Source organism: Robertkochia aurantiaca (assembly GCF_020166495.1).
GTDB classification, from domain to species: Bacteria; Bacteroidota; Bacteroidia; order Flavobacteriales; family Flavobacteriaceae; genus Robertkochia; species Robertkochia aurantiaca.
The window spans coordinates 72,785-90,215 of sequence record NZ_JAINZS010000007.1 but is presented as its reverse complement, the minus strand read 5'-3'; the positions used below and the strand labels follow the sequence as shown (position 1 = coordinate 90,215).

Annotated in this window: 16 protein-coding genes; 6 read left to right on the top strand and 10 right to left on the bottom strand. The window is 41.2% G+C overall.

Annotation, left to right across the window (positions count from 1 at the left end; genetic code table 11):
- Positions 1-16 precede the first annotated feature (16 nt).
- The 3 genes from K7R10_RS13975 (at position 17) to K7R10_RS13965 (ending at position 1,803) form a co-directional block, all read left to right on the top strand.
- Positions 17-658, top strand: coding sequence for a head GIN domain-containing protein (locus K7R10_RS13975; RefSeq protein ID WP_224485349.1), 642 nt, complete (start codon positions 17-19; stop codon positions 656-658).
- 74 nt (positions 659-732) lie between these two features.
- Positions 733-1,413: a LysE family translocator gene (locus K7R10_RS13970; protein WP_224485348.1), complete on the top strand. Its 681-nt coding sequence runs from the start codon at positions 733-735 to the stop codon at positions 1,411-1,413.
- A 6-nt stretch (positions 1,414-1,419) separates the two neighbouring features.
- Positions 1,420-1,803 (top strand): DoxX family protein, encoded by a 384-nt coding sequence (locus tag K7R10_RS13965; protein ID WP_224485347.1) that lies wholly within the window; start codon positions 1,420-1,422, stop codon positions 1,801-1,803.
- Here the strand turns inward: K7R10_RS13965 and K7R10_RS13960 are convergent, their stop codons facing one another.
- The 6 genes from K7R10_RS13960 to K7R10_RS13935 form a co-directional block, all read right to left on the bottom strand.
- Positions 1,804-3,297, bottom strand: a complete 1,494-nt coding sequence (locus K7R10_RS13960; RefSeq protein WP_224485346.1) for a hypothetical protein — start codon at positions 3,295-3,297, stop codon at positions 1,804-1,806. It lies immediately after the preceding gene.
- A 73-nt stretch (positions 3,298-3,370) separates the two neighbouring features.
- Positions 3,371-3,880 carry an OmpH/Skp family outer membrane protein gene (locus K7R10_RS13955; RefSeq protein WP_224485345.1) on the bottom strand — a complete coding sequence of 170 codons (510 nt, stop codon included), beginning with the start codon at positions 3,878-3,880 and terminating at the stop codon, positions 3,371-3,373.
- Positions 3,881-4,102: 222 nt separating this feature from the next.
- Positions 4,103-4,945, bottom strand: a complete 843-nt coding sequence (locus K7R10_RS13950) for a class I SAM-dependent methyltransferase (protein ID WP_224485344.1) — start codon at positions 4,943-4,945, stop codon at positions 4,103-4,105.
- A gap of 77 nt (positions 4,946-5,022) precedes the next feature.
- Positions 5,023-6,894 (bottom strand): tRNA uridine-5-carboxymethylaminomethyl(34) synthesis enzyme MnmG, encoded by a 1,872-nt coding sequence (mnmG, locus tag K7R10_RS13945; RefSeq protein WP_224485343.1) that lies wholly within the window; start codon positions 6,892-6,894, stop codon positions 5,023-5,025.
- A gap of 12 nt (positions 6,895-6,906) precedes the next feature.
- Positions 6,907-7,326, bottom strand: coding sequence for an rRNA maturation RNase YbeY (gene ybeY / locus K7R10_RS13940; protein WP_224485461.1), 420 nt, complete (start codon positions 7,324-7,326; stop codon positions 6,907-6,909).
- On the bottom strand, positions 7,313-10,630 hold the full coding sequence (locus tag K7R10_RS13935; protein WP_224485342.1) for a DUF4175 family protein: 3,318 nt from the start codon (positions 10,628-10,630) through the stop codon (positions 7,313-7,315). Before K7R10_RS13935 ends, ybeY begins: the two co-directional genes overlap by 14 nt.
- Positions 10,631-10,749: 119 nt before the next feature.
- Between K7R10_RS13935 and K7R10_RS13930 the strand changes: the two genes are divergently transcribed.
- The 3 genes from K7R10_RS13930 to K7R10_RS13920 all read left to right on the top strand — a co-directional run bounded on the left by K7R10_RS13930 (position 10,750) and on the right by K7R10_RS13920 (position 14,437).
- Positions 10,750-11,799, top strand: coding sequence for an alkane 1-monooxygenase (locus K7R10_RS13930; protein WP_255610537.1), 1,050 nt, complete (start codon positions 10,750-10,752; stop codon positions 11,797-11,799).
- Positions 11,800-11,852: 53 nt separating this feature from the next.
- Complete coding sequence (gene gltX / locus K7R10_RS13925) at positions 11,853-13,370, top strand: glutamate--tRNA ligase (RefSeq protein ID WP_224485341.1); 1,518 nt, start codon at positions 11,853-11,855, stop codon at positions 13,368-13,370.
- Between the two features lie 140 nt (positions 13,371-13,510).
- Positions 13,511-14,437, top strand: coding sequence for an SPFH domain-containing protein (locus K7R10_RS13920; protein WP_224485340.1), 927 nt, complete (start codon positions 13,511-13,513; stop codon positions 14,435-14,437).
- Between the two features lie 49 nt (positions 14,438-14,486).
- Here K7R10_RS13920 and K7R10_RS13915 read toward each other — a convergent pair whose 3' ends face one another.
- The 4 genes from K7R10_RS13915 to K7R10_RS13900 all read right to left on the bottom strand — a co-directional run bounded on the left by K7R10_RS13915 (position 14,487) and on the right by K7R10_RS13900 (position 17,274).
- Complete coding sequence (locus K7R10_RS13915) at positions 14,487-14,708, bottom strand: DUF6327 family protein (RefSeq protein WP_224485339.1); 222 nt, start codon at positions 14,706-14,708, stop codon at positions 14,487-14,489.
- On the bottom strand, positions 14,701-15,051 hold the full coding sequence (locus K7R10_RS13910; RefSeq protein ID WP_224485338.1) for a phage holin family protein: 351 nt from the start codon (positions 15,049-15,051) through the stop codon (positions 14,701-14,703). Before K7R10_RS13910 ends, K7R10_RS13915 begins: the two co-directional genes overlap by 8 nt.
- A gap of 42 nt (positions 15,052-15,093) precedes the next feature.
- The gene (locus K7R10_RS13905; protein ID WP_224485337.1) at positions 15,094-15,444 is read right to left on the bottom strand and encodes a YtxH domain-containing protein; all 351 of its coding nucleotides are present in this window, start codon (positions 15,442-15,444) and stop codon (positions 15,094-15,096) included.
- A gap of 150 nt (positions 15,445-15,594) precedes the next feature.
- Positions 15,595-17,274: a glutamine--tRNA ligase/YqeY domain fusion protein gene (locus tag K7R10_RS13900; protein ID WP_224485336.1), complete on the bottom strand. Its 1,680-nt coding sequence runs from the start codon at positions 17,272-17,274 to the stop codon at positions 15,595-15,597.
- Between the last annotated feature and the right edge of the window lie 157 nt (positions 17,275-17,431).

The window sequence follows — 17,431 nt, the reverse complement described above, 5'->3', positions numbered from 1 at the left end:
TTTAATGATTCTTTCCATGAACTGTGTTTCTGCTCAGGAAGAACGTATAAAAGCTTTAGAACCCTTTACTGAGATCAAGGTTTTTGACGGGATATCTGTCAATCTTATTCCCTCAGATACAAACAAAGTGATCATCAGAGGTAAGGATTCAGAGAAGGTGGTGATCAATCAAAGCAGGGAAATGCTTAAGATTCGTATGAATATGGATTACTTTTTCAAGGAAAGCGAAAATGTAGTAGAAGTGTTTCATTCAAAACCACTGGATCTGATTGATGCAAATGATAATGCCTATATAAGCAGTTCTCATATTATCGAACAGGTTGATCTTGAGGTACGTTCACAGGAAGGAAGCGAGATCGATCTGAAGATAGACGTAGACAGACTCGAAGTTCGTTCGGTAAGCGGGGGTAAGGTGCTGCTTAAAGGCAAGGCTACCACTCAGGATATATCTATCAATACCGGTGGGGAATATAAAGGGAGAGAGGTAGTAAGCGATCAGATCGTGATCAGTGTGAGTGCAGGGGGTGTAGCACATGTACAGGCTGAAGACTTTATCGATGCAAAGATAAAAGCGGGCGGTACGGTGCATATTTATGGGGAACCAAAGGTGGTTGAGGAACAGCGTTTTCTGGGTGGAAATGTCATCATGCATCAGTAAGTCTTCTGAATTGTGAAGATTGAAGGGCCTTATTTCTTTGCTTTTCCTATTTTTGGGGAAAAGCGGACCCTTTTATGCTAGAAGATATACTTACCGCCATTCCTTTGGGAATCTTGTTATCATTTACGGTGGGTCCCGTATTTTTTGTACTTCTGGAAACCAGTGCTATAAAAGGTTTCAGAGCCGGCTTAAGTTTCGATCTCGGTGTGGTGCTTGGTGATATCATCTTCATTCTTATCGCTTATTTTAGTACCAACCGACTTCTGGAGCGCATCAAAGACGATCCCTCTCTGTTTATTTTTGGTGGAATGCTGCTTACGGTTTATGGGATTGTATCCTGGTTAAAAAGCAAATCAAAGTACCGTAGTATCACTGAAGAAGCGATAGAGGAGGAGGTCGTAAAAACCGATTACAAGCGGCTCTTTTTTAAAGGTTTTTTTCTGAATTTCATCAACATTGGTGTATTGGGCTTCTGGTTGGGAATCATTATAATATTCGGTCCAAAACTGGAAATGGATGAGCGCCGTATATTTGTGTTTGTAAGTACTATTTTGATCACATATATTGTAGTAGATTGCCTAAAAATATTACTAGCCAAACAACTTAAGAACCGTTTAACACCCTATAGAATTTTCAGAGTAAAACGGGTAATCAGTGTTATTCTGGTGGTTTTTGGTGTCGCCTTGATGGTTCAGGGAATCTTTCCCAAGGAAAAAAAGAGAATACAGAACGTAATTGAAGATATTAGAAATTAAACACCTATGAATTATATTTTTGAAATTCTCATCCTGTTTTTTGTACTGATCACATTCTTACAAAGCGGTATTGATAAGCTCACAGATTGGCGGGGTAATCTGGGGTGGTTAAAACAACATTTTTCGAATACTATTCTGAAGAATGGAGTGCCCCTGGCATTGGCGGTTTTAGTTGTATTGGAACTGGCCACAGGTATACTTGCAGTAGCAGGAATATATGCATTACTGGCAGAAGGAGATAAAAGTTGGGCGATCTACAGTCTTATCTTATCGGCTGTTACCTTGTTATTTTTGCTTTTTGGGCAGAGACTGGCAAAGGATTATCCGGGAGCACAGACTATAGTGGTCTATTTTATTCCGGTTGTCTTTGCTTTGTATTTTTTGTTATAACTAGAGAAGGGTGTGTAACATCCCGTTTAAAATACATCGCCAAAGAAAATTAAATATGGAACGGCTTTGATCTCTTTCCTGTTTAATACTAACTTCTTTTGCAGATGACTTGTTATTAGTGATAAAAAGATTGGCTAGTCCTGTAAGAAATTTTCTATTTGATTTCTGATCTTGTTTTTTTAGTTCTACGCGGAAGTCTGAATAATCCATTTTAAAGTTACCTGTGGCCCTTTCATCGTTTCCCTCTATGGTAAAGTACATATCTTTTATAAAACCAAAAGTGCGAACATTCTGTGATGGATATACAAATGGATTGAGATCGTCTGCATTTAATTGGGTCACAGATCCCGTCATATGGAATTCTCCATTGGTCCGGTCCATGTATATTTTCATAGTAGTATTTATCGGTGTATTACCCGATAGAAACAGATTGGCTTTTACCATTACAGGTTGCTTTGTATGATTATTAATGGGAGCGAAGAAAATGTTTGACTTATCAAGCGTTAATTTCCCCTTACTTCCTTCTATAGCGGTTTGTTCCAAATAGGTAATGCTAGCATTAGAAACGATTGTAGTGTCTATTTGGAGGCGATTATCCAGAGTGGTTAGAGTTTTAGTAAGGATTGGCTTGTACTTATTCAGATGAGGTATCCTTTTATTTTTATAAATGATCGCTATAGGATTGGAAATGTTAAGCTCCTCTGTTTTCACATTCTGTTTCAGAAGTTCTCTGAATTCAAGTTCTTTGAACATGATTTTGTCAACTGAAACGTTGATCCAATCAGTTTCATAATCTATCATGGATTGGAATTTATCTTGATCGAAAATGTTGTAATATTTAAGTTTTTCGATGCTTAAATCGCGACCATCAAACCGGCATTTTTGTATCTGTAAGTTATGAAATGGATCCAGATGGATATCAATGTTGGTTAGAGTACTTGTTGTGGATTTAAAACTGGGAATTTTATCTGAAAGAAGATCATGTTTTAAATCATGAATACGCAGTGATTTCAATGCCAGGCTACCTCTTAGACTGTCTTGAATAAATAGCTTTACATTTCCATTTTCAATATTAAACAGTTCTATAGAGATCATTTGAAGTTTTGGTGATTCGATTTGTGACGATGAGTCTTGTAAAGTGGAGTCGATTATTCTATATAGCGAAATATCAGGAGACTGTATAGAAACGGTTTTTATGTCTAACTGGGTGATGTCCTGTAGAGCGTCTGGTGAAATGTTTTGTATAACCAGTTCAGGAACTGTTATGTTGACCGAGTCTGTGTTATTTATTTTTTGCTGAATTTGGAGAGTTTGAATCTCTAGGTTTCTGCGTAATAAATTGAATTTAAGATCCTTGAAATCAATCTTAGTACTGATTTCATTTTGATTCAGGAGGCTTTCTCCTATTGTTTTTTCGATGCTTCTTTCGAGATAGATATATAATAAAATGACTATAACTATCAGTATACCAATGAAATAGTACCCATTTTTCATAGAGTTAAGATACAAAAAAAGGGCCTTAATAGCCCTTTTCTTTCTTATTGTAAACGCTTGTTTCGTTTAAATGCTATTTTTTGTATTCAGCATTCAATTTTGCTAAAATTTCATCGGTCAGATCTTTTTGATCTTCCCCATAAAGAACGCTTCCTGCTTCATTGGCTCCAAGTATATAAGTATAGCCGTTGTTCTTACCATAATCTTTGATATAACCACGTACCTTTTTTATCAGGGTATCGATCTCAGCCTGACTTTCTTGTGATAATTGTTGTTCCTGCATCTGAAGTTGTTGTCCGATCGACTGACGCTTTTGCATCAGTTCGTTATACTTCTGCTGGGCAGATTGTTGGGAGAGACGTTTAGCCTCGGTTTCGAATGCCTGGGCCTCTGCCTGGAATTCCCGGGCAATACTGTCGGCTCTTTTGTTAAGCTTTTCGATCTTGGTTTTGTATTTAGATTCCATATCGATCTTTTCCTGATACTCATTTATGAGTTTGGTGTTATCGACAAAACCGATTTTGTTTTGCTGACATGCAAAGCTGGTTGCAGCCACGCAAATTAGAAGGGCAATTTTTTTCATAATTACTGATTTGCTTATAGGGTGTCAAAAATAGGAATTCTGTTATTAAGCCGGATAGCCGGACTTTTTTTTATTATCAAATGTTCTTATCTGTATCGTTATTATAATAGGTTTTAATAATTAAAACCCACTTATTTAAAAGCGATTTAAGCGCCTTTATGAATTTAGGAAGGTATTTCCCTAGCTTAACCTGTTAAAGTGCGGGAAATGTATTATAAAGGCTTATTTACCCTTTTTCAGTATATAAATGAGGGATGAATATTCGCCTGTTTGCATTGCTGACATATTGGATCGAATTCCTGTTCGTATTGCATCGAATAATGGATTTTTGTTTCCCTTATATTTTTCAGACAGAAGGCTGACGTAGAATGCATCGAAAATCATAGGTAAGATTTGTACTACACTTAAAGAGGTACTCTCAAATAAGTTTGTGATAGATGATTTATCGAAGTGCCAAAGGTGTCGGGGAACATCGAACCCAGCCCAAAGATCCTGATACTTTTGCGCATCGTAACTTTTATAATTAGGCAGGGCTAGTATAAGATTACCACCGGGGTTTATATGGTTTTCAAGAAAGGAGATTGTATCGTGCAAATCTGGTATATGTTCAAGCACATGCCACATGGTGATCACATCAAATTTTGAATCATGGAGGGTTGTACGGTCTTCATGGATATGTAGACCTTTCGTCTTTGCAATATGACGTGCCTTATCGTTGGGTTCAATACCTACGGTTTCATAATGTGTTTGTATTGCTTTTAAGAAATCTCCCGTCCCTGTTCCATAATCCAATACGGTGGATGCACTGGGATGAACTTTTTTGATGAGATTTCTTTTTCGCCCGAGCATATATTTTTTCACCTGCTGATAAATAATGTTGATCAGTCCCTCGTTATTATCGGTATGAGAAATATATTCGTCGCTCTGGTAATATCGTCCGAGTTGGTCGGTGGAAGGGCGGGGGAGGGTTTCTAAATATCCGAATTCCGGATTAGGGATCAGCTGGAATTTTTCACCGGTCACCAGGTGATCCTCACAAGTGTATTTGGCAAGTGGTTTACTCATGCCGCAAATATAAGTGAAGGAAATAAAAAAGGTGTTCCACGTGGAACACCTTTTTAGCAAGTATGATTTTTTAAATACTACCTACCCATGTATACGAGCATAACACTAATGTCGCTCGGCGATACCCCACTAATTCGCGATGCTTGTGAAAGGGTAGCGGGTTGTATATCTTTTAATTTCTCCTTTGCCTCAAAAGAAAGGGATTTTAATTTATCATAATTGAAGTTTTTAGGAATGCTAATTTCCTCCAGCCTGTTGAGTTTATCTGCATTGTTTTTTTCCTTTTCGATATACCCGGCATATTTAACCTGGATCTCTGTTTGGTCTAAAACTTCCTGATCCAAATTGTTTTTCTGGATGTATTTTTCCACTTCAGGAATTTGTCGCATTAATGGCATGGTCATTTTCGGGCGGGCGAAGATCTTGAACATTTTATCTTTTTGCGACATCGGAGAAGAATGGATCTCATCTAAAATAGGATTGATGATTTCCGGTTCTACACTGGTGTTTTTAAAGAATGACACAAATGAATGTGCAGCCTGTTGTTTTTCTTCCATCCTTCTTAATCGGGTTTCAGATGCCAAACCAATTTCATAGGCCTTCGGTGTTAATCGAAGATCGGCATTATCTTGTCTCAATAAAGTTCGGTATTCTGCCCTTGACGTAAACATGCGATATGGTTCTTCTGTTCCTTTGGTGATCAAATCATCAATGAGTACGCCGATATAAGCTTCATTCCTTTTTAAAATAAAGGCATCTTTTTCCTGTACCTGTAAAGCGGCATTTATACCTGCCATCAGGCCCTGGGATGCTGCTTCTTCATAACCGGTGGTTCCGTTTATCTGACCTGCGAAATACAGTCCTTTTACCAATTTTGTTTCAAGGGTATGATTTAATTGGGTCGGAGGGAAGTAGTCGTATTCGATGGCGTACCCGGGACGAAAGAATTTTACATTTTCGAATCCGGCAACAGAACGAAGAGCTTTGAATTGTACGTCTTCAGGCAGGGAGGTGGAAAAGCCGTTGACATATACTTCTACGGTATCCCAACCTTCCGGCTCAACGAAGAGCTGATGACGGTCTTTGTCGGCAAAGCGATTGATCTTATCTTCAATTGACGGACAATATCTGGGGCCAATACTCTGAATTCTGCCATTGAACATGGGAGATCTGTCAAAACCTTCTTTAAGAAGCTCATGTACCTGAGGACTGGTATAGGTCATGTGACAACTTCTTTGATGGGCTAGCGGTTTGGTCGCATCTGAAAAAGAGAATTTTTCGGGTTGCTCGTCTCCCGGCTGTTCGGTCATTTTAGAATAATCGAGGGAACGTCCGTCAACTCGGGGAGGCGTTCCTGTTTTCATTCGGCCTGCGGTAAAACCTAAATCAATTAATTGTTCGGTGATTCCCGTTGCGGCTCTTTCTCCTGCTCTTCCTCCTCCGAATTGTTTTTCACCAATATGGATGAGTCCGTTCAAAAAGGTTCCGTTGGTAAGAACAACAGTTTTTGAGCGAATGGGAATTCCCAGGGAGGTTGTCACTCCTTTTACTTCGTCGCCTTCGATCAGTAACCCGCTTACCATTTCCTGGTAGAAATCAAGATTTGGAGTTCTCTCGAGCATTAAGCGCCATTCTTCCGCAAAACGCATCCGATCACTTTGAGCACGTGGAGACCACATGGCAGGACCTTTTGATTTGTTAAGCATTTTGAATTGAATAGCGGTTCTGTCGGTTACTATTCCTGAATAGCCACCCATAGCATCGATCTCCCTTACAATTTGTCCTTTTGCAATTCCGCCCATAGCGGGATTGCATGACATCTGGGCTATGTTTTGAAGATTCATGGTTACCAAGAGGGTTTTGGCACCCATATTGGCTGCAGCCGCAGCTGCTTCAGATCCTGCATGGCCGGCGCCAACAACAATCAGGTCGTATTCTTTTTCAAACATGGTAATCGTATTTTAGTGTTCCACGTGAAACAAGTCCAGCTTTTCGTTTTCCTTGTTCCTCATGATTTCTTTTTCTTTTTCAGTTTTATCGGGATAACCACAATAGTGTAAAATACCATGTGCCATTACCCGACGCAATTCTTCCTCGAAAGTAGTATTAAAAATTCTGGCGTTTTCTGCTACCCGTTCTACAGAAATAAAAATATCACCGCTAACCAGTTTTCCTTCTGTATAATCAAAACTGATGATATCGGTAAGCGTGTCGTGATTTAAGAATTTCAGATTGATCTCATGCAGGTAGTTATCATCGCAAAATATGTAGTTGATCTCACCGGTAGAATGAGATTCGCTGCGAATGATCTGGTCTACCCAGCTCTGATATAGATGAGGATTGTTTAATTCAAAATCGGTTTCGTAATTAAAGGCGACCATTGTTTTCAAAATACTCCTGTACTTTACGTTTGTAAATTTGCCGCAAAGGTAATATTTGTCTATTTAAAATTTCTGTCTCCTTTAAATATTCTTGTAAATCAGGTGTTTGCTTTTGCAATTGATTTTGAAATTCTTTGAGATTGGTCTCGCTTTCGCGTTCATTTTTTTGTCCTTGCTGTTGTGAAGCCTGTTCCAGTTTGATCAGTTGGTGTTCCAGCTGCAACATGCGTTTTTGATTTTCAGGATCAAATCCCTTATCCAATAAGTTATTTTCCAGATTCTCCATTTGCTGGAGTAGTTGCCTGGCTCTGGCACGTTCTCCTTCCCCTTGCAGGTTTTTTAATTGTTCTTCCAGGGCCTGACGAATTTGTTGTTGCTGCTTAAAGATTTCATACAATTCTTCAGATTCCAACTCGCCATTATCCTGTTTGTCCTTTTTTTCGTTTTGGCCTTTCTCTTCGCCTTGCTGCTGTTCACCCTCTTTTTGCTGGCCCTCATTTTTCATGCCCTCCTGCATCTGCTTGTTTAATTGCTGTTGGGAAATGATGATGTCTGGTAACTGTTTTCCACCTCCGCTTCCGGAACCGGAAAGCTGGTTTTGCATATTATCTAAAATCTCACTTAAGAAATCAGCCAGATTGTTGGCTGCCGTTAAGGTGTATTGCTGGTGGGATAATCCCTGGTAAAATTGATTTTCACTGAAACGCTCCAGGGTTTTATCAATATTATAATATACGTTCGTGATGTTCTCATTGATCACTTCAGATAATTCCGGTCTGCGTAATGATAAGGTGAAAAGACTGTCGTCGACATGAGAAAAGAGGTTCTTTAAATCATTCTGGGCTTTTAACTCTTTGGCGAAATTCGGATTGCTGTTGTCCAGAGCCCCCAAACGCTCCATAAGATTTTCCTGTTCAAAGGAAAAGTAAACGAGATTATCCAGAATCTGCCGTAGCATACGGGTGTCTTCCTGTAACATTTGCGCTCCTGACATGCTCATGGATTGTTGCATTTTTTGTGCTAATTTTCTTAATTTTTCTGAAGCCTTTTTCTGATTATCTTGTGCATTGTTTTGAGCCTTCTTTTGTTCTTCCGAATCGGGTGTTTCTTCCATTTTTTCCAGTGATTCAGTAGCCTTATCCTGGTCTGATTCAATTTGTTCTTCCAATTGTTCATCGCGTCCGATCTCCATTGGGTCTTTCAGTGCTTCATTGGCTTTTGTAAGGGAATCGAGTTCCTTTTGCAGGTTGTTGAATTCATCAGACAATTCCTTTTGAGAATCGGGTGCGGTTTGTTCCGAATCTTCGCTTAATTTTTGTTGTTTGTTCGCAAGGCTGTCCAGGCGCCGGCTGAGCTGATCGGTTTTTTGCGCCACGTAATAGCGTTTGGTGAGCTCCAACAACTGTTTAAGGTTTCTTTCCTGGTTAGCTTGTTGTTTTGCCATTTCTTCCAGGCGTTTATTGAGTTCTTCATTGACTAATTTTTCACCGATCTTTTGCATTTCTTCCAGCAATCGTTCATTCTCAGCGATGCGTTTCTCCTGCCTTTCCAGTCTTTCCTTTAATAACTCCTTAAACTCATTTTCATCTTCGGTTTCACTATTGAGATTTTCCTTCAGCTCTTCGTTGAAGCGTTTCATTTGATTCTGCTGTAGCTGTTGTCGTTGCAAAAAATTCTCCAGTTTTTTCTGATCACTGAAATTCAGGTTGTTTTTCTGCCTGGTGATCTTTGAGATGTCTTTCAGGTCTTCCTGTTGCTTTTCAAGATCCCTGATGGTCTTGGACATGTCTTTAATGCTGTTTTGCTGTTGCTGCAGTTGGTTATTGCGTTCTTCCTCCCGGCTGAGAGAACGAAAACTGAATATCTGAGATGAAGTGCTTTTCCGCCCGTTTACCGCATCATTATCTGATACCCGAAAATAGAATTCATAGGCACTTCCTTTTTCTATGGGTAAATTGCCGGGGAATATATAGGCAATCCGGTCGAAAGTTCCTTGAGATACGGGGATGCTAACCGATTTGTAGTCACTATCAGCCCCGCTTTTCCGGTAAAGCAATTGTAAACGGCTAATCCCGTAATCATCAGAAACCTCGCCGGTGAGTATCAGGTTTTCTTCCGAAGAACCTTTTTCTGATTTACTGATACTTATTTCGGGTCTTTGATCAGGAATCACCCGTATCTGGTACTGCAGACGCTCATGATCTGTCAGGAATTCATTGCTTAGTGAAATATCGTAAGTGAGATTCTTCAGGATGCGCAGATCGAATAAAAACACATCTTGTTTTCTGTCGAAGTAAGAAGTGGAATCGTCGGTCGTAAAAGCGATCTCCCCGGTATTATTTGCAGAGAGTTCCCACTGTAGATCTGTACCCTGGGGTACGGTCAGGTTGCCGGTTCCTTGTATTACCTCATCTTTTTTTCCTGTGTAAGCAGGATAATCAGCTTTGAGAACAAAGGCCGCCAATGATGGGACCGGGGTTACTTTTAAGGTGCGCTCTGAACTTTTCACATCGTTAGATTTGATATGAAAACTTATATCTGACAAGGGATTCACGAATTTGTGAACAAATCTTCCGGTGCCGGTTCGTTTTAAATAATACTGATCGTTATTTATATGAATGGTGGCTTCTTCCGGAATCACTTTTCCGGTTATACCGATCTCCAGTAAAAAGGGTTGGTTTTGTAAAACTTCAAGGCTATCGTTTAAAATTTCAATCTGAAATGGTGCTGGCGGGGCATAAGCTGTTTTGTGATCAGTGACCCGTTTATAACTATCGCTCAACACCGAAATATTCCCACTGATGTAGATTATAATTATTATACCAAAAGGTATTATTAAGTATTTAAGCAAGGGAAGATTTTTCCGGTAATCAATGGCCCGTTTGAAGGGTAAGGGTGATAACTCACCTGCTTTTTGGTCAATGCTGGCGAGCAGTAATTCTGAACGCTGATCATTTTTAGATAATTGCAAAAGGTTAGTGAGTTTGTCGTCGATCTCATTGAAATGAGAGCCGATCATATTGGCCGCTTGTATATAGCTGAGACCATGCCGCATTTTAAACAACGACATTAGTGGTCTGATGATAAACCGGTATAACAGGAACCCTTCTACCGCGATGAATATCCAGAACCAAAGGGCACGGCCATCTGCACTTAACCAAAGCAAATGCTCCATAAACAGGGTAAACAGGAAATATAAGAGTCCGATACTAAGAAAAAGAATAGCCCCCTTCAGCAGTTCGTTGAAGTAGTACTTTTTCAGGAACCCTTCCAGTTTTTCAATGATCTTTTCGAAATTCTTCATACCCTTTTCTTTTGGCTGACTGCATAATATAGCATCTTTTACCCTTAACTCCCTAAATTACAATTTTCTTTAAGTCTTAAAATTGGTAAATTTGATAAGCTTGTGTTAAAAATACCGGGATGATCAATGATCTTAAATATCTGATGGCCTACACAATACCGCTCTCTGCGATCGCCGGGATCAGTCTGTTGGGTTGGTTCGCTTTTCTGACCCCGTTTTATGTGTTTATGCTGCTTCCTGTTCTTGAAATTCTGTTACCTCGGGATAACCACAACCTTGATAAGGAAGAGCGCAATCGAAAAGAACGCAATAAAATTTTTGACTGGCTTTTATATCTGAACCTCCCACTTGTTTACGGTTTGATCGTTTATTCGCTAATTGTGCTAACCACCCGGGATTTAACGTTTTTTGAAATGGCAGGGGTTATTTTTTCAACCGGAATTGTAATCGGAGCCAACGGGATTAATGTAGGACATGAACTGGGTCACAGAAAAAAGCTTTCTGAACGTATAATGGGAAAAATACAATTGCTGCCTGCTTTATACATGCACTTTTATGTCGAGCATAATTTTGGTCATCACCTGCATGCTGCAACCCCTGAAGATCCGGCAACGGCAAGATTGAACCAGTCGGTGTATTCCTTCTGGATCACCTCTGTATGCAGACAATATTCAAATGCCTGGCGCATACAAAGCAAGCTGTTAAGAAGCAGCGGAAAGGGATTTTTTTCACTCTCCAATGACATGCTGTGGTTTTCCTTATTTCAGGCGCTTTACCTGGGTCTTGTCTTTTATTTCTTCGGGGCTAATGGATTGCTCTATGCATTGGCATTCGCCGCAGTGGGCATTTTGCTGCTTGAGACCATCAACTATATCGAGCATTACGGTTTATTACGCTTAAAAACCGAATCTGGAAGATATGAGCGGGTGAGAGAGATTCATTCATGGAATTCAAATCATGTGATCGGGCGAATCGTGTTGTACGAGTTGACCAGGCACAGCGATCACCATTACCGCGCTTCAAAGAAATATCAGTTACTGGATTGTCACGATGAAAGCCCTCAGATGCCTTATGGATACCCCACCAGTATGGTCCTGTCTCTTTTCCCGCCCTTATGGTTCAGGGTGATGAACAAAAGAATACCCCAAACCATGAGAATGGCAGCCTGATCAGGTTTTAACGATTACTCCAGAAGGCCTATCTTTGCTACAAAATTTGTCGCATGAGTACACCTGTCAGAGTTCGTTTTGCCCCCAGTCCCACGGGACCACTTCACATAGGGGGAGTTAGAACCGCTTTATTCAATTATCTGTTTGCCAAAGGAAAGAACGGCAAATTCATCTTGCGCATCGAAGACACCGACCAGAACCGGTATGTCGAAGGTGCCGAAGATTATATTATTGAATCCCTCAATTGGTGCGGAATCACTATCGATGAGGGCCCGAGGGAAGGAGGAGATAAGGGTCCTTACCGGCAAAGTGAACGAAAGGAGATTTACCGGAAGTATGCGGAAATGCTGGTCGAAAAGGGACACGCCTATTATGCTTTCGATACCGCAGAAGAACTGGACACCCGCAGGCAGGAAGCGGAAAGCCTTGGAAATACGTTCATTTACAACTGGTATAACCGCGATCATTTAAACAATTCCCTTGGAATGGATCAGGAGACGCTGAAGGGCAAACTGGAAAACAGCGATAATTATGTGATTCGCTTCAAGGCTCCGAAAGATGAGACCCTGGTTCTTAAAGACCGGATTCGTGGAGAGATTACCATCGATACCAATATCCTAGATGATAAGGTGCTCTTCAAAAGTGACGGTATGCCTACCTATCACCTTGCCAATATTGTAGATGATCACCTAATGGAGATCTCTCACGTGATCAGGGGGGAAGAGTGGCTTCCATCGCTGGCACTGCATGTTTTATTATACAGATCTTTCGGATGGCAGGCCCCTGAATTTGCGCACTTGCCTCTTATTCTTAAACCCGCAGGGAAAGGAAAGCTTAGCAAACGCGATGGCGATAAATTAGGATTTCCGGTATTTCCCCTGGAGTGGAAAGATCCGAAAGACGGGACTGTATCTGCAGGATACCGCGAAGAGGGCTATTTCCCGGAGGCTGTAGTAAACTTCCTGGCCCTTCTGGGTTGGAATCCGGGTGACGAGCGAGAGATATTTGGAATGGAGGAACTTTGCGATGTTTTCACCCTGGAGAAAGTGAATAAGTCAGGCGCCCGTTTTGATCCGGATAAGATCAAATGGTTCAATCACCATTATTTACAACAAGCTTCTGTATCTGAACTGGTCGATCGTTTTCAAAAAGTGCTGAAATCCAATCGCATTGAGGTTTCAGATGATTTCGCCGAAAAGGTTATTGTATTGATCAGGGAGCGCGCAGATTTTGTCGGGGATTTCCTGGAATTGGGTGGATTCTTTTTCGAAACACCCCAGACCTACGATGAAAAAGCAGCCCGCAAACAATGGAAAGAAGATACCAATAGGTATATAAATGAAATTGGTGATCTGCTTGCCGGCTTACCTGAGTTTTCATCTGAGATTTCAGAAAGTGTTGTAAAGCAGTGGATAACCGATAATGAACTGGGATTTGGCAAGGTGATGCCTCCGTTAAGGCTGGCACTGGTTGGCGAGATGAAAGGCCCTCATATTTTTGATATAATGGGCGTAATCGGTCAGGAAGAAACCGTAGCGCGTCTGAGGAGAGCCGTTGAGGTACTGGGGTAGTTACTAAATCACAATTCAGATAAATTATAATGCCGGCCGGTGGGCCGGCTTTTTTGTTTTTTAAAGATTAATCGTACCGTTAAAGGATTTTATTTAGGGATACTTCGTAAATTCAGAAATTATATCTAAATCTAATAGTCATGAATTTCTTTCTTATCCCCTGGCTTGCCCTGGGAGCCTTAGTGGTATTGTTCTCATTTTTTACGGTCAAACAACAAACAGCCGCCATCATTGAACGTTTCGGGAGGTTTCAGAGCATCCGGAATTCAGGTTTACAGCTTAAAATTCCTTTGGTCGACCGTGTTGTAGGGCGATTGAGTCTTAAGATTCAGCAACTTGACGTGATCATCGAAACAAAGACACTCGATGATGTGTTCGTAAAGCTGAAGGTTTCTGTACAGTATGTGGTGATCACCGATAAGGTTTATGAAGCTTTTTACAAACTGGAATATCCGCAAGATCAGATAACATCGTACGTATTCGATGTGGTCAGGGCAGAGGTACCTAAGATGAAACTTGATGACGTGTTCGTTAAAAAGGATGACATTGCTATTGCCGTAAAGGCCGAACTGCAGGATGCCATGCTTGATTACGGGTACGACATAATTAAGACCCTTGTAACCGACATTGACCCTGATGCGCAGGTAAAAGCAGCCATGAACCGTATTAACGCTTCTGAGCGGGAGAAAATTGCTGCCCAGTTTGAAGGGGATGCTGCCCGTATACTGATGGTTGAAAAAGCGAAGGCAGAAGCTGAAAGCAAACGTCTGCAAGGACAGGGGATTGCTGATCAGCGCAGGGAAATCGCGCGCGGACTGGAAGAATCTGTAGAAGTTCTGAATAAGGTGGGAATTAATTCTCAGGAAGCCTCTGCCCTTATCGTTGTAACCCAGCATTATGATACCTTACAGGCTATAGGTGAGGAGACCAATACCAACCTGATCTTACTGCCAAATTCACCCCAGGCCGGAAGCGATATGCTGAATAACATGGTAGCATCATTTACAGCGAGTAATCAGATAGGTGAAGCCATGAAGCGACAAAACGAGGGGAAAGATCAGAGTTAAATCTGTTCCTGAAAATATAAATAAAAAAGCGACCAACCGGTCGCTTTTTTTATCTGAAAAATTTATTGATCACCTTGATCGCCAGTAATCTTTTGGCGACATAACCGGCTGTATTGCCAATTACGGTCAGGAAGGAAAGATTTTCTTTTGTGCTCTCGTAGTTCAGTTTGATCTGTTCCTGAGCGATCTGCTTTTGCAATTTTAAAATCTGAAGATCGTTTTCCAATTCCTCGAAGGAAGTGTAGATTTTGTGTGGTGTTCTATCAGTCATCGAGAAAGTCTTTTGAAGCTTTTATAAGAATGGCCTTTTCGATCTGTTTGCGGAACAGGTAATAAACCAAAAGGGCGATGATCAGGTGAATAACGCCCACGATCACAAACGAAAGCGCCAAATTTTGAATACTGCTGTCAATGGCAAAGACCCCGGCTATGGAGAACATAAAAAAGGCCAGAAAGGCCAGTGCACCTACTGCAAGAATTTTGACAGTCGATGCAATGCCTTTGGTTACCTTTTTAAATAAGCTTAATCTGTAATATGCCAGGGAGGTTTCAAGATATTCTTTTGAACTCTCCTTTACATGGTGGACATTATCAGAAAGTTCTGATAAACTCATATGGAAATTTTAAGTGGTTGATAGGGTTGGCGGTTCGGGTAACTAGGAGGTTACCTTTGCTTTAGACTTCTGTAATTTCGCATTTTTAGCTTTTAATTCGGCTAATTTGCGTTCCAGGGTGTCTATTACATCATCTGCCTTGTAACTTGCACTTTCAATAGTGTGATCCAGCTTATCGTCGAAAGTCATTTTTGCAGAACTGGCCAGATGCTTTATTTCGTCTGTGGTTTGCTTTAAAGTCCTTTCCAGATCTTTTTGAGCTTTTTTAGCATTTTTACTGATCTTGCGCCGTGTTTCATCACCGCGATCCGGGGCATAAAGAATTCCCAGACCAGCTCCGATGGCTGCGCCTGTAAGTAATGCTAGAACGGTGTTTCCGGTATTATTTGACATGTTTATATAGGTTTTTTGGATTATATCATTAAATTAAAAAATTTACCCCAAAAAGCCTCAGATTCCGCACTAATTAGTTTATAATTAACATTTTATAAATAGAAAAAGCGCCACAAGGCGCTTTTAAAGGTTATAATTATACCGAAAGGTTTATTTAGTTTCTATTTTAGCCCAGCTGTCACGCAATCCTACGGTTCTGTTGAATACCAGGTGATCGGGTTTACTGTCAGGATCTACATTGTAATATCCCAGACGCTGAAACTGAAAGTGCTCTCCGGGTTTAGCCTCAATGAGACCGGGTTCTACAAAGGCTTCGGTAACCTGAAGCGATTCAGGATTCAGATAGTGCATAAAATCTTCCTCCTGCCTGTCGGGCTCGGCCTCTGTGAATAAACGGTCATAATTCCGCACTTCGGCTTTTTTAGCATGAGCGGCTGAAACCCAGTGCAGGGTACCTTTTACCTTACGCATACTTTCAGGTGTTCCGCTGCCGCTTTTGCTCAGGGGATCATAGGTACAGTGAACTTCGGTGATATTTCCTTCTTCGTCTTTGACCACGCTTTCTGCCTTGATGATATACCCGTTTTTTAACCGGACCTCTCCGCCCAGTTTCAACCTGAAGAACTTTCTGTTGGCTTCCTCCCGGAAATCGGCCTTTTCAATATATAATTCCCTGGAAAAAGGCAGCTTGCGATAGGTTTGTTCCTCTTCTTCGGGATTGTTTTCAGCTTCGACATATTCTGTCTCGCCTTCCGGATAGTTGGTTAGAACCAGTTTAAGAGGATCCAGAACTGCCATTACTCTCGGTGCCTTTTTATTCAGGTCTTCCCGCGCGCAGAATTCTAACAGAGAAACATCAATCAGATTTTCGCGTTTAGCGATTCCTATGGTGTCAGCGAAATTCCTGATCGATTCCGGGGTATACCCACGACGTCTGAGTCCGGAGATCGTAGGCATCCGCGGGTCATCCCAGCCGTTTACGACCCCTTCTTCCACCAGTCTCAGCAGCTTGCGCTTGCTTACCACGGTATGGCTGAGGTTTCTTCTTGCAAATTCGCGCTGTTTTGGTTTTACTTTTCCTTCCTCATAGATCTGTTCGACAAACCATTCGTATAATTCGCGGTGCATGGCGAATTCAAGGGTACAAAGTGAATGCGAAACCTGTTCGATATAATCGCTTTCACCATGCGTCCAGTCGTACATCGGATAAATACACCAATCGTTACCTGTACGATGATGTGCTTTATGCAAAATACGGTACATGACCGGATCCCGCATTAGCATATTCGAAGCCGTCATGTCGATCTTGGCTCGCAATACGTGTTCCCCCGCCTGAAATTCTCCGTTTTTCATGCGCTCGAAGAGATCCAGGTTCTCTTGTACCGATCGGTTTCTGAAGGGACTGTCTATACCTGGCTTGGTAGGGGTTCCTTTTTGTTCGGCGATTGCTTCAGAACTCTGGCTGTCAACATAGGCTTTATCAGCCTTGATGAGCATTACGGCCCAATCGTATAATTGCTGGAAATAATCAGAGGCATAACACTCTTTATCCCATTCAAAACCCAACCATGAGACGTCGTTTTTGATAGCATCTACATACTCTTTTTCTTCCTTGGCCGGGTTGGTGTCGTCAAAACGCAGGTTCACCGGTGCATTGTAACGCAGTCCGAGCCCGAAATTCAAACAGATCGAACTCGCGTGACCTATGTGCAGATACCCGTTCGGTTCAGGCGGGAACCGAAAGCGAAGATCGTCTCGGTCAAAGCCTGCCTTCAGATCATCTTCTATAATATGCTCTATAAAATTCAAAGATTTTACCTCTGTTGCCATGTGTACAATTTTAAACCACAAAATTAATGAAATTCATGATCACACAGCAGAACGGGTCAACGTATTTATGGCAGTAAAATCGGGAGTTTCTGTATCTGTAAGGGCGATTTGAAAAAACGAAACCTTACAAAGAAGAGGGTTGGCATATAAAATATGT